General features: G+C 62.8%; 12 protein-coding genes. 5 read left to right on the top strand and 7 right to left on the bottom strand.

Features of this window, described 5'->3' with window-relative positions:
• Positions 1-16: 16 nt before the first annotated feature.
• Positions 17-1,342 (bottom strand): omega-aminotransferase AptA, encoded by a 1,326-nt coding sequence (gene aptA, locus FA04_RS12370; protein ID WP_034788948.1) that lies wholly within the window; start codon positions 1,340-1,342, stop codon positions 17-19.
• 264 nt (positions 1,343-1,606) lie between these two features.
• Here aptA and FA04_RS12365 point away from each other — a divergent pair, with 264 nt between their 5' ends.
• Positions 1,607-3,859, top strand: a complete 2,253-nt coding sequence (locus tag FA04_RS12365; protein ID WP_051659146.1) for a glycoside hydrolase family 9 protein — start codon at positions 1,607-1,609, stop codon at positions 3,857-3,859.
• Positions 3,860-3,919: 60 nt separating this feature from the next.
• Positions 3,920-5,008 carry a Gfo/Idh/MocA family protein gene (locus tag FA04_RS12360; protein ID WP_051659145.1) on the top strand — a complete coding sequence of 363 codons (1,089 nt, stop codon included), beginning with the start codon at positions 3,920-3,922 and terminating at the stop codon, positions 5,006-5,008.
• Positions 5,009-5,052: 44 nt separating this feature from the next.
• Here FA04_RS12360 and FA04_RS12355 read toward each other — a convergent pair whose 3' ends face one another.
• The 6 genes from FA04_RS12355 to FA04_RS12330 all read right to left on the bottom strand — a co-directional run bounded on the left by FA04_RS12355 (position 5,053) and on the right by FA04_RS12330 (position 10,512).
• The gene (locus FA04_RS12355) at positions 5,053-6,090 is read right to left on the bottom strand and encodes a Gfo/Idh/MocA family protein (RefSeq protein ID WP_034788942.1); all 1,038 of its coding nucleotides are present in this window, start codon (positions 6,088-6,090) and stop codon (positions 5,053-5,055) included.
• A gap of 190 nt (positions 6,091-6,280) precedes the next feature.
• Complete coding sequence (locus FA04_RS12350; RefSeq protein WP_034788940.1) at positions 6,281-6,625, bottom strand: ArsR/SmtB family transcription factor; 345 nt, start codon at positions 6,623-6,625, stop codon at positions 6,281-6,283.
• A gap of 119 nt (positions 6,626-6,744) precedes the next feature.
• Positions 6,745-7,488, bottom strand: a complete 744-nt coding sequence (locus tag FA04_RS12345) for a HugZ family pyridoxamine 5'-phosphate oxidase (protein WP_034788934.1) — start codon at positions 7,486-7,488, stop codon at positions 6,745-6,747.
• Positions 7,489-7,581: 93 nt separating this feature from the next.
• Complete coding sequence (gene choV, locus FA04_RS12340; RefSeq protein WP_034788932.1) at positions 7,582-8,631, bottom strand: choline ABC transporter ATP-binding protein; 1,050 nt, start codon at positions 8,629-8,631, stop codon at positions 7,582-7,584.
• Entirely contained in the window at positions 8,628-9,473 is an 846-nt protein-coding gene (gene choW / locus FA04_RS12335; RefSeq protein WP_034788930.1) for a choline ABC transporter permease subunit, read from the bottom strand. Before choW ends, choV begins: the two co-directional genes overlap by 4 nt.
• 82 nt (positions 9,474-9,555) lie before the next feature.
• Positions 9,556-10,512 carry a choline ABC transporter substrate-binding protein gene (locus tag FA04_RS12330; protein WP_034788927.1) on the bottom strand — a complete coding sequence of 319 codons (957 nt, stop codon included), beginning with the start codon at positions 10,510-10,512 and terminating at the stop codon, positions 9,556-9,558.
• Between the two features lie 249 nt (positions 10,513-10,761).
• Here FA04_RS12330 and FA04_RS12325 point away from each other — a divergent pair, with 249 nt between their 5' ends.
• The 3 genes from FA04_RS12325 (at position 10,762) to FA04_RS12315 (ending at position 13,137) form a co-directional block, all read left to right on the top strand.
• Positions 10,762-11,349: a thymidine kinase gene (locus FA04_RS12325; protein WP_034788924.1), complete on the top strand. Its 588-nt coding sequence runs from the start codon at positions 10,762-10,764 to the stop codon at positions 11,347-11,349.
• A gap of 76 nt (positions 11,350-11,425) precedes the next feature.
• On the top strand, positions 11,426-11,827 hold the full coding sequence (locus FA04_RS12320; protein WP_034788920.1) for a c-type cytochrome: 402 nt from the start codon (positions 11,426-11,428) through the stop codon (positions 11,825-11,827).
• A gap of 221 nt (positions 11,828-12,048) precedes the next feature.
• Positions 12,049-13,137, top strand: a complete 1,089-nt coding sequence (locus FA04_RS12315; protein ID WP_034788917.1) for a coiled-coil domain-containing protein — start codon at positions 12,049-12,051, stop codon at positions 13,135-13,137.
• The last annotated feature ends 49 nt before the right edge of the window (positions 13,138-13,186 follow it).

Raw genomic sequence — 13,186 nt, 5'->3', positions numbered from 1 at the left:
TCTCGACGAGGCCTGCTTAGATATTGCTGTTGAGAACGGCGCGCAGCTTGCCGAACAGCTCGTCGATTTCTGCCTTGCTGATGATCAGCGGCGGTGACAGCGCAATGATGTCGCCGGTGGTGCGGATCAAGAGGCCGCTCTCATAGGCCTTGAGGAAGGCGGAGAAAGCGCGCTTCGTCGGCTCGCCGGCGATCGGCTGCAGCTCGATCGCGCCGATCAGGCCGAGATTGCGGATGTCGATGACATGCGGGCAGTCCTTCAGCGAGTGCAGGCCCTCTTCCCAATAGGGTGCCAACTCGGCGGCGCGGGTCAAGAGGCCCTCTTCCTTGTAGGTATCGAGCGTGCCGAGGGCGGCGGCCGAGGCGATCGGGTTGCCCGAATAGGTGTAGCCGTGGAAGAACTCGATCATGTGCTCCGGGCCATTCATGAAGGCATCATGGATCTCGGAGGTGACGAAGACCGCACCCATCGGGATGACGCCGTTGGTGAGACCCTTTGCGGTCGTAATGATATCCGGCTTCACGTCGAAATACTGCGCGGCAAACGGCGTGCCGAGGCGGCCGAAACCGGTGATGACTTCATCGAAAATCAGCAGGATGCCGTGCTTGGTGCAGATCTCGCGCAGTTTCTGCAGGTAGCCCTTCGGCGGGATCAGCACGCCGGTGGAGCCGGCCACCGGTTCGACGATGACGGCTGCGATGGTGGAGGCGTCATGCAGCGTAACGATACGCTCGAGTTCGGTCGCGATATCGCCGCCATGCTCGGGCTCGCCGCGGGTGAAGCCATTCTGGGCCGGCAAGTGGGTGTGCGGCATATGGTCGACGCCGGTCAGAAGCGTGCCGAACATCTTGCGGTTGGAGACGATGCCGCCGACCGAAATGCCGCCGAAGTTGACGCCGTGATAGCCGCGCTCGCGACCAATCAGGCGGAAACGCGAGCCGTCGCCCTTGGCGCGGTGATAGGCGAGTGCCACCTTCAGCGCGGTGTCTACCGATTCCGAGCCAGAGTTGGTGTAGAGAACGTGGTTCATGCCCTCGGGCGCGATGTCGACCAGGCGGTTTGCCAGTTCGAAGGCCTTGGGGTGGCCGAGCTGGAAGGCCGGCGCATAGTCGAGCTCGCCCGCCTGCTCACGGATCGCCTCGGTGATCTTCGGGCGACAATGGCCGGCATTGACGCACCACAGACCCGCCGTGCCGTCCAGTACCGTGCGGCCGTCATGGGTCGTGTAGTGCATGTCCTTGGCGCCGACGAAGAGGCGCGGTTCCTTCTTGAACTGCCGGTTCGCAGTGAACGGCATCCAGAAAGCACGCAGGTCGTTCGGCGTGTTAAGGCGGTTCGACATTCCAGTTCTCCTCGGTCTCTCTTGTCGTCCGGGCGGTGCTGCCGCCCAAATTTTTACCCTTTGGTCAAACTATCAGGGCGCCGAGGCGCGTCAAGCCTCGCACCGGTCCGCCAGACAGGTCGCGACGGGTCTTGGCGACAGCGAAATTTCGCCGCGCCGCCGGATCTTTTCTCAAGCTTAACTTGTTTGCGGCAACGCTCTGCTGCCATGGCTTGTCGGCTCCGTGGCGCCTTTTGGGCGGCCGGCGAGTTCGGAGTTGGAAACGTGTCGAGGTTCGGGATAGCACACGCGGCGATTGCCGTGCTCTTCCTGCCGGGCCTGGCAAAGGGCGCCGAACTGATTGCTGACGGCCACTTTGACAAAAGACAGGACACGTTCTGGGCGAGCGACGGGCTGGCGTTCGCGCGCGAGAACGGCCGGCTTTGCGTCGAGGCTGCGCGGGGCGGTGAAGCCTGGAGCCAACTCATCGGCACCAATGGCTTGAAGCTCGAGCCCGGTCGCATCTACCGTTTGTCGATGAGGGTGATCGCCGAGCCGGCGCGCAGCGTCCAGGCAAGGGTGCAGCGCGCCGCCGATCCCTGGACCATGGTGGACGAATTCACGATGGAAGGCACGCCGGAGGGCAGCCTTTTTTCGGCGGAGTTCGCGGGGCAGGAGCCGGACGAAGCGCAGCTCGTTTTTCCGCTTGGCGGCGGCGAGAGCGGCCGTGTCTGCCTCGACGACGTCTCGCTGGTGGCGACCGGGGTTTCCTCGCCGGCGGCGCGGCGGGCGGCCGAAGGGCCGGCCATTCGCGTCAACCAGCTCGGCTACCTGACGGATGGCCCGAAGCGGGCGACCTTCGTCGCCGATGCGAAACAACCCATCGATTTTCGACTGTTGGATTCTGCGGACAGGATCGTCGGCAAGGGCAAGACGCAGCCCCACGGTTTCGATCCGACGGCCGGGGTCGAGACGCAGGTTGCGGACTTCTCAGCGTTCAAGACGCCGGGCGACGGCTATCGACTGGTATCCGGCGACTGGGCAAGCGACCGCTTTTCGATCGGCGAGGATCTCTACATGCGGTTGCGGGTCGATGCGCTGTCCTGGTTCTACCCGCAAAGAAGCGGGATCGAGATCAGGGGGGCGATCGCCGGCAAGGCCTATGCCCGGACGGCCGGCCATGTCGGCGTCGCGCCGAACCAGGGCGACAAGGCGGTTACGTGCCTTGGCGGCGCGCAGGCCGAGGCGCTCTACGGCGGCTGGTCCTGTTCCTACCAACTGGACGTCACCGGCGGCTGGTATGACGCGGGCGACCACGGCAAATATGCGGTGACCGGAGCGCTGGCTGCTGCCCAACTGCTGGCCGCCTACGAACGCGGCCTGACGTTTGCGCCCACATCGGCGGTGATGCGCGACGGGCTGTTGCGTATTCCGGAAAACGGCAATGGCCTTCCGGACATCCTCGACGAGGCGCGCTGGGAGCTGGAGTTCCTGCTGCGGATGATGGTCCCGGACGGCGAGCCGCTCGCCGGCATGGTGCACCACAAGATCCACGATACGGCTTGGACCGCCGCACCTATGCTGCCGGGCGACGACCCGCAGCCGCGCGCGCTTTACCGCCCCTCGACCGCGGCGACGCTCGATGTTGCGGCGGTGGCTGCCCAGGGCGCGAGGCTCTTTGCCGAGCATAACCCGACATTTTCCGCGCGGCTGCTTTCGGCGGCGCGCAAGGCGTGGGTGGCGGCGAATGCCAATCCGGCGCTCCTCGCCCCCAAGTCCGATGGGTTCGGCGGCGGCGGCGACTACGACGACGACAGCATTTCCGACGAGCTTTTCTGGGCGGCGACCGAGCTTTATCTGACGACCGGCAACGGCGAATATCTCAAGACCCTGCGGGCCTCGCCGCTCTGGGAGGCGGATGTGTTTTCGCCCGGCGGCGCTTTCAACTGGCGAGACGTTGCCGGCTTCGCGCGGCTGCAACTCGCCCTTTATGGCAGGGCGCTGCCGGCGGTCGATCAGGAAACGATCCGCAATTCGGTGCTCACGAGCGCGCAGCACCTGCTGTCGCTGCAACAGGCGGAGCCATTCGGTATCGTCTACCGGCCGAACGAGCGCCGCTACGACTGGGGATCGAACCAGTTGATGCTGCAGAACATCGTCGTGCTGTCGGCCGCCTACGATCTCTCCGGCGACAGGGTCTTTCTTGACGGCGCGCGCGAGGGCATGGACTACATCCTCGGGCGCAATGCGATGGGGCTTTCCTACATAACCGGCTATGGCAGCCGCTCGCCGCAGAACCAGCACAGCCGCTGGTATGCCCGTCAGCGCGATCCGCAGCTGCCAAATCCGCCCGTCGGTTCGCTTGCCGGCGGTCCGAACTCGACCTTTGTCGATGACATCGCCAGGGAGCGGCTGCGCGGTTGCGCGCCGCAAACCTGCTATGTCGACGATATCGAAGCCTATGGGTCCAACGAAATCGCCATCAACTGGAATGCGCCGCTCGTTTACGTCGCGTCGTTCCTGGCCGACGCGCGATAGGAGACTGAAAGCGTGACCTTGATTGCCTTTGTCGGAACCGGCTTCGTCGCCGACTATTACATGACGACGCTTGCCAACCATCCGGAGCTGCGGCTCACCGGCGTCTGGGATCGCGATGCCGAGCGCCTCGACGCGTTCGCACGCTACTGGAAGGTTTCGCCCTACGCCTCGCTCGACGCCGTGCTTGCCGATCCCGCGGTGTCGATCGTCGTCAATCTGACGACGCCGGAGAGCCACTATACCGTAAATTTCCGGGCGCTTTCGGCCGGAAAGCACGTCTATTGCGAAAAGCCCCTGGCGATGACGGTGGAGCAGGCGAGCGAACTCGTCGACCTGGCAAGGGCCAAGGGGCTTGTTCTGGCCGGTGCACCGGCCAATGGGCTCAGCGACGCGCAGGCGCTCTGCGCCCGTCTGCTTGCGGACGGTGCCATTGGCACGCCGCGGCTTGTCTATGCCGAGATGGAAGATGGCCCGGTGTTCAAGGCCAACTGGCGCGCCTGGCGCAGCCGCTCGGGCGCCCGCTGGCCGGGCGTGCATGAGTTCGAGGTCGGCTGCACGCTCGAACATGCGGGTTATGCAGCAAGCTGGCTTGTCTCCCTCTTCGGCCCGGTCGCCGAAGTCAGTGCCGTCTCGGCGCTGACCTTTCCGGACAAGGGGCCGGGAACCGAGACGCTGGCGCTCGGGCCCGATTTTTCCGTGGGTTGCCTGACGTTCCGCTCCGGCCTGACGGCGCGGGTCACCTGCGGCCTGGCGGCGCCGCGCGACCGCTCGCTGACGATCATCGGCGAAAAGGGCATGATCACCGTTCGCGATCTCTGGGACAATCGCTCGCCGATCCATCTGGAGATCTTCGGGGCGAAGCGGCCGCTCCTGCATCGCGGGCTCGACTGGCTGGAGTGGAAACTCGGCCGCAAGCTTCCGCTTCGGCTCTATCCCGGAACCAAGATGCGCTATCCGACGGCGCCATCGGCAAGTGCGCTTCCGGCCTTTCCGTCGCAGATCGATTTCGTGCGCGGCATTGCAGTGCAGGCGCAGGCGCTCAAAGGCGGCGAAACACCGTTTTTCTCCGGCGCGACGGCGCGACATCTAACGGAGGTGGTGTTGGCGCTCAACGGCGGCTGGCGGGACTACCGTCCGCTCGACCTCTAGAGGCGCAGCGTCGGCCACGTTTTGCGTTCCGTTTCGAGGTAGAACTAGCCTGCCTCAGGTGTCCTTGAGCGGACCGTCTCGATGATTTCCAGGGCCTTTATGCTGGCCGATAGCGGCATCAACGGATGTTCGCTGCGGCCCTCGAGAATCGCCGCGCTTGCTGCCTCGATCTCGAATTGCAGGCCGCTCCCGGGGAAGTGATGATCGTGGCGGGTAAGGCCGGGCAGGGGGATATGCCGGGCCAGCCGGCAGGTCGTTTTTCCGTTGAAAGCCAGTAGCTTGCGCGCCGCGCCGCCGGTGACAACGAAGAGGCGGCTTGCCTTCAGAAACGGCGTGTCGATAACCAGCGTGCCGCGCTCGCCCTCGATAACGAAGCGATTGTGCCCGTTTCGATCGAAGCCGCAGCCCAGTTCAGCGTCAAAGCCGTCATAGGCCAGCTTGATCTTGGCTGAACTGTCGACGCCGGTCGGCGCGCGCTTCCATGTGCCATCGACGGACCCGGGGTGCCCGAACAGATTGAGGCAAAGGGCGATCGGATAAATGCCGAGGTCGAGCATCGACCCGCCGCCGAGCGCCGGATCGAAGAACCGGCTGCCGGCGTCGAACGGTTTCTCGTAGGCGAGGTTCGCCCGGACATGGCGGATCGCGCCGAGCGTTCCGGCCGCGAGCAGTTCGCGAACCCTGGAAATCGCCGGAAGGAAACAGGTCCACAGTGCCTCCATGGCGAAGGTGCTGCCGGCGGCAGCGGCGTTTGCAAGCGTGCGCGCGTCGGCCGACGACGTCGTCAGCGGCTTTTCGACGAGAACGGCTTTGCCGGCGGCCAAGGCGAGGGTGGCCTGTTGAAAGTGCTCAGCATTGGGTGAGGCGACGTAGATCGCGTCGATATCGGGAGAGGCCGCCAGTGCCTCGATGCCCTGATAGCCGCGGATGCCGCCGAAACGCCCAGCGAAGCTCTCGGCCTTCTGCGCGCTGCGGGACGAGACGGCGACGAGGCTCGCATGGGTTGCGAAGCGGAAGTCCGAGGCAAGACTGTTTGCGATCGTGCCGGTTCCGGCGATGCCCCAGCGGACCTTGTCACGCATATCCCGATGTCCGCTTTCCGGCTGATTCTGTCGCGGCGCATCGTGCCCCGGAAGTCTCAAGGCTCGGTAAATGCCAGCAAGCGCCGGCACCTTTCGCGTGCAAACTGGGAAGACTATCCGCCAAAGAATAAGCCCCGCGCGATTTCTCGTGTGGGGCTGTCCGAACGGGTCCGCAGATGCGGACCGAATATCAGGCCGATTTACGGACCGGAGTCTTTTCTGCAGTGGCGCTCTGGTCGTCACCGTAGATTTGATTGAGCGTGCCTAGAATCCGCATGACCGCGTCGGATGAGCTCGAATAGTAAATCGTCTGCGCATCGCGACGGGTGCTGACGAGATTCTGAGCACGGAGCTTAGAAAGATGCTGGGAGAGAGCCGACTGGCTCAGCCCAACCTTGTTGGCCAATGCGCCGACTGCCATCTCTTCCTTCACGAGGGAATCGAGGATGAGGAGGCGCTTAGGATTTGCCATGGCCGAGAGGAAACCGGCTGCTACCTCGGCTTCATCGTGTTTTTCAGGCGAAAGTGGCTGCATTGCGTGCTCCATGCGAAAATTACATCACACGTAGTTATGGTTGACGAAGCAAGATAATTAGTCGTGATGCATAAAAGGGCAACCACCTACTGCAAGAAATGGGGGTAGCTCTCCAGCGATTAACCGTTAAGTTCACGCAAAATTGCCCGTAAATTGGAACTATCTTCGATAGGTGTCGGGAACTCAAGGCGTTTTAGCTGATCGCCATCTGCAAGATCGAGCCCCGCGGCGTCGATACCCACGACTTTCCAGTTGCCTTCCGGTGCCTTGCAGAGCTTCACCGCATAGCGCTGAACTGCGTCAGAATGATCCGTATTCATGTGATCGATCGCGTTCGCCTCCATCGCGGCGAGCGAGGCGATGGCAGGCGTGTCGATCAGAAGGTCTTCGGCGGTCAAAACATAGGCGCGGCCGAAGCCGCCGTTGAGACTGGCACGCAGCGGCGACAGCCGGAAGAAGCCGAAATCGGGAAAATCGACGTAGAGTTTCGACTTGGGGTGGCGGCGGACGAATCGCTCGCGGATGCGGGTATGTGCTTCGCTGTCGCGCGCAACCTGTTCGGCGGTGCATTGCACGGTCAGGCGAGGATGGGCGAGCGGGTCGCCCTTGCCAGGCTCGCCGGTCAGGAGCGAGGCCCTGGCGTCGGCCAGCAGCGCCTGCGTGTGTGTCGACAGTTTCGAGATCAGGATGACAGGCACCCCGTCGACATCCATGCCGACGAGCACGCGGCTGACGAAGGGGAAGCCGCCGCTCTCCGGCTCGATCGCCGCAAGCGATGCGCTGCGCGCGCCCCGCAGAAGCGTGCGGGCCAGCGTGCGGGCTTCGTTATCGGTGTCGCGCAGAACGTTCGGCTTGTCGCTCATGGTCTTTCCCTTTTCCTGCCATGCGGTCGTCGCCGGGACGAAAAAAGCCCGGAACGACGCTCCGGGCTTTTATTGGCTTGTTGAGCGGCTTCGTCAACTTTTGTTGCGGTGGCGCGTCAGTCCCTGGACGATATCCTGGGCGTCGATCGTACCGACCACGGAACCGTTGTCGACGACACCGATGCTGCCCGGCTGGCGGGACATGGCGTCGAGGATGTCGACGAGCGGTGTCGTGGGCTTGGCCGTCGCGGTCACGCCGGCAACAGTCACTCCGCGCTGGACGCCGGTCTGCATCACGTCCTTCGCCGTCAGCATGGTGATCGGGTTCATGTGCTGGACGAAATCGGCGACATACTGGTTGGCCGGGTTCTTGACGATATCTTGAGGCGTGCCGCACTGGATGATGCGCCCGCCCTCCATGATGGCGATGCGGTTGCCGATGCGGAAGGCCTCGTCGAGATCGTGGCTGACGAAGATGATGGTCTTCTTCAGCCGCCGCTGGAACTCCAGCAACTCGTCCTGCAGGCGGGTGCGGATCAAGGGGTCGAGGGCCGAGAACGGCTCGTCCATCAACAGGATCGGTGCACCGGTCGCAAAGGCGCGGGCAAGCCCGACGCGCTGCTGCATGCCGCCCGAAAGCTCGTTGACCTTGCGACCCGCCCATTTCGAGAGATTGACGAGTTCGAGCTGTTCGCCGACGCGCGCCTTGCGTTCGGCGTCCGGCATGCCGGCAAGCTCAAGCCCGAAGCCGACATTGTCGGCGACGGTGCGCCAGGGCAGAAGCGCGAACTGCTGAAACACCATCGAGACCGTGTGCATGCGGAAGTCGCGCAGCGACTTCGGATTGGTTCGATAGGGATTGAGCGCACCATTTGCGGTCTTCACCTCGACGTCGCCCCGCACGACCGGGGCAAGGCCGTTGACCGCGCGAAGCAGCGTCGACTTGCCGGAGCCCGAAAGCCCCATCAGCACGAGGATCTCGCCCTCGGTGATTTCGAGCGAGGCGCCGGCGACGCCGAGCACGAGGCCGGTTTCGGCGCCGATCTCGTCGCGGGTCTTGCCCTGGTCGACCATCTGCAGCGCGACTTGAGGGTTGTTGCCGAAGATGATGTCGACATTCTTGAAAACGACGGCGTTGGTCATGCGCCTTCTCCTTCGTCGGACGAGCGGAAAAGGCGGTCGAGAATGATCGCCAGGATGACGATGCAAAGGCCAGCTTCGAAGCCCTTGGCGATGTTGACCGTGTTCAAGGCTCTCACGACCGGAACGCCGAGGCCGCTGGCGCCGACGAGCGCGGCGATAACCACCATCGACAGCGACAGCATGATGGTCTGGGTGAGGCCAGCCATGATCTGCGGCATGGCAAAGGGCAGCTCCACCTTGCGCAATACCTGGCCGGGCGTCGCGCCGAAGGCCTGTGCGGCTTCCACCAGCGACGGCGGCGTCGAGATGATGCCGAGGCGCGTCAGCCGGATCGGTGCGGGAATGGCGAAGATCACGGTCGCGATCAGACCCGGAACCATGCCGAGGCCGAAGAGGATCAGCGCCGGGATCAGATAAACGAAGGTCGGGATCGTCTGCATCAGGTCGAGGATCGGCCGCATGACGGCGTAGACCCATGGGCGACGGGCGGCTGCGATGCCGAGCGGCACGCCGACGGCCATGCTCACGGCGGTGGCAGCGAGCACAAGCGCCAGGGTTTCCGTCGTTTCCTTCCAGTAGCCCTGGTTGATGATCAGGAGCAGGCCCAGGCCGGTGAACAGCGTTATGCCGATCGAACGGCGGAACCACCAGGCGAGCCCGGTGATGACGGCGACGACGATCAGCGGGTGCGGGGCATAAAGCACCCAGAGCAGCGAGTCGGCGACGGCCTGAAGGAAGCGGGCGAGCTGGTCGAAGAAGAAATCGAAATTCGTCGTCAGCCAGTCGACGAATGCCTTGGCCCAGCCGCCGATGGGGATGCGGTTATCGGTCAGATATTCCACGAAGGTAATCCGTCTCGTCAGGTCAAAAAGGAGCGCATGACGCGGTGAAAAAAGGCGGGGTCATTCCCCGCCTTGATGCCGATCAGAGGCCGAGCGCGGCCTTGACTGCGGCCAAGCCGTCGCCGCCATCCTTGGCGGTCACGCCGGCGAGCCACGGATCGACGGCAGTCGGGTTGGCCTTCAGCCATTCCTCGGCCGCCTTGTCCGGCTCCTGGCCGTCGTTCAGGATCTTGCCCATGATCTCGTTTTCCATCTGGAGCGAGAACTTGAGGTTGGTCAAAAGCTTGCCGACGTTGGGGCACTCGGTGGTGTAGCCGGCGCGCACATTGGTGAAGACTTCCGCGCCGCCGAAATTGGCGCCGAAGATGTCGTCGCCACCCGAAAGATAGGTCAGCTTGAAGTTGGCGTTCATCGGATGCGGTTCCCAGCCGAGGAAGACAACCGGCGCGCCGTCCTTTTCGGCACGGGCGACCTGCGCCAGCATGCCCTGCTCGGAGGATTCGACCACTTCGAAGCCCTTGAGGCCGAAGGTATCCTTGTCGACCATGTCGATGATCAAGCGGTTGCCGTCATTACCCGGCTCGATGCCGTAGATCTTGCCGTCGAGTTCGGTCTTCTTGGTGGCGATATCCTTGAAGTCCTTGATGCCGAGCTCGGCGCCCTTGGCGTTGGTCGCCAGCGTGTACTTGGCACCGACCAGGTTCGGCCCGAAGGATTCGACCGACTTGTCGTCGAGGAAGGGACGAACATCGTTTTCCTGGGTCGGCATCCAGTTGCCGAGGAAGACGTCGATGTCCTTGTTCTTGAGCGAGGTGTAGGTGACCGGAACCGAGAGAACCTTGATGTCGGTCTGGTAGCCGAGGCCCTTTAGAACGGTGGAAACGGTGGCAGTGGTCGCGGTGATATCCGTCCATCCGACGTCGGAGAAACGGACGGTGCCACAGCTTTCCGGCTCGGCAGCTGCAGCCTGCTGAGCGGTGATGGCGACGACCGAAACGGCGCCTGCCAGTATCAGTTTGAGAGAGAGTCGTTTTTTCATCGTTGTCGTTCCCCTGCCTCGATTATTGTTTTAGCCAAACACCATTGGATAGCGAATTCAAGCGCTTTGATGTCGGAGGAAGTGTATTGCGTCAATATGCTGGCGGGGTGCACGATGCGACGCTCGATGTCGCAATGTCCACGAAATAGTCTAGTCCGCCGAAAAACTGTGGGTGCTGCAAACGGGCTCTGGCCTTCCCGGCCAAGCCTCGTCATTACCCAAAAAACGGAAAAACCGGACGCGGTGACTATGGCCAAACTCTATTTCAGCTATGCGACGATGAATGCGGGCAAGAGCACGATGCTCCTGCAAGCCTCCTACAACTACCAGGAGCGCGGCATGCGCGTGGTGATGCTGATCGCCGCCCATGACGACCGGGGCGGCGTCGGCCGCATTTCCTCCCGCATTGGTCTTGGTGCGGACGCCATTCCCTTTCACGGCGACGACGATCTCTATGGGCTGATCGATCGGTTGCACTCGGATGGCGAAGGCGAGATCGCCTGCATCTTCGTCGACGAGGCGCAGTTCCTCAATGAGGGGCAGGTCTGGCAGCTCGCCCGCGTCGCCGACCGCATCGGCATTCCGGTCATGGCCTATGGTCTGCGTACGGATTTCCAGGGCAAGCTGTTTCCGGGCTCGATGGCGCTGCTGGCGATTGCCGACGAGCTGCGCGAAGTGCGCACCATCTGCCATTGCGGCCGCAAGGCGACGATGGTCGTGCGCCTGGACGGTGAGGGCAAGGTCGCGCGCGAGGGCGCCCAGGTCGAGGTTGGCGGCAACGAGAAATATGTCTCCTATTGCCGGCGCCATTGGGACGACCTGATGCGCTGCGAGTGAGTGCGGCGTCGTGGCGGCTTGAAACCGCCACGCGCGCGATGTCATTCTCCGCTCTATCGCACGCCAGGGGTCTTAGATGTTGCGTCTCGTCACCAGCCTTTCCATCACGCTCTGTCTTGGCACACTCTGTCTTGGCGTAACGGTCGCCCATGCCGGCGGCGACGCTACGGCTGGCGCTGCCGTCTTTCGCAAATGCGCGGCCTGTCACACGGCAAGCGAGCCGACAAACCGCGTCGGCCCAAGCCTCATGGGTGTCGTCGGACGTCCGGCCGCATCCGTCGCCGACTACAACTACTCCGATGCAATGAAGGCCTTTGGCGCTGAGGGTCGCGTCTGGGACGAGGCGACGTTGAGCGAATACCTGCTGAGCCCCAAGGCAATGGTCGGTGCCACCAAGATGGCTTTTGCCGGTCTGAAGAAGCCGCAGGACATCGCCGACGTGATTGCCTATTTGAAGGCGTCGCCGGCTGCCAAATAGGGACGACGCAAACCCCGGACGGAAAGCCGTTTCCCATCTTTCCTGGACCTGCGCGCGGCAATGCCGTCGATATCTCAAGCACTTCGCTGTGGTGGCTGATCAAAAAGCTGCCGGGAAAGGCTTGTTCTCTTTCGGTAAACACCCTTTATATAACTGCAATCGAAGGCTGAATAATTCAGCCGGGCTGGCGGATATCGCCGCGGTGGACCGAGGGGCAGGACATGGCGACTCTTCAGAATTTTGACGCGGAGATCGAAAAGACGAAGGGCGTGGTCGAGCAGATGCGCGGCAAGCTCGAACAATCAGGTGTCGTGCTCGAACAGTTCGCCAAGGCCGAAACCAAGCTTGGCGACGTCAATTTCGACATCGAGAATGCCCGCATCCAGGACGTGATCAACCAGCAAAAGGTGATGGAAGCCAACATCGCCGACCTGATCATCGGCCTCGAAGACGCGACCAATGTCTTCGGCTCCGAATTCGAGAGCATGAAGAACTATACGGGCTACGAGAAGTTCATCGGCATCTTCTCCAAGCAGAAGATGCAGCGCATGCGCACCGACCGCGTGCGCAACATGTCGCTTGCCGGCAACCTGCAGGAACTGCTTTCCAAGTCCGACATGATCGTCGGCATCCTCAAGGAACAGAAGTCGATCCTCGACCAGCGCTACAAGACTTCGGAGCAGAGCCTGATCCAGGTGATCGAGCGCCGCAAGGGCACGATGGCGAACCTCGAAGCGGTGCAGAAGCGCATCGAGGAACTGAACCCGCTGCTGCTCGACATCGAAAACCGCATCGCCGCCTCGATCGAGCAGAAGGTGCGCACCGAGCTCGAAGGCGAGCGCTCCGCGCTTGCGACCGAATATAATGAGAAGCAGGCCAAGGAACAGGAACTGCTGGCCGAGAGCCAGACGCTCGAGCGCTATACCTCGATGTTCCAGACCTTCGTCGATTCGCTCAACAACCAGATCGCCGCGCAGAACACGCTGATCAACAAGCTGACGATCGATACCGAGCAGCGCATCGTGCTCTACAAGGCGCTGGAAGATTCGCTGAAGACCGCCGCCCAGCAGGACGTCGCCCACAAGATCAACACGCTCGGCAGCCAGGTCGATACGGCCGCCGAGGAGACGATGGCCGGCATCGGTGCCGCAGCGCAACGCCACATCGGCGATCTCCTGGAAATGCATGAAAAGAACATGCTTTCAACGCAGGATATCCAGCGCCGCAAGAAGCTGGCAGACGATGCCTTTGCCCGCCGCTTCCAGGCTGTCATGGACAAGCACAACACTGCCAATTACGTGAAGCAGTGAACGGGCGGCGCATGATCCGAACCGAGTTTGCCTTTCGGCACGCGCCACG

It is taken from the genome of Ensifer adhaerens, from assembly GCF_000697965.2.
Classification (GTDB): domain Bacteria; phylum Pseudomonadota; class Alphaproteobacteria; order Rhizobiales; family Rhizobiaceae; genus Ensifer; species Ensifer adhaerens.
The sequence above is the reverse complement of the archived record's forward strand: the minus strand, read 5'-3'. Positions and strand labels throughout refer to the sequence as shown.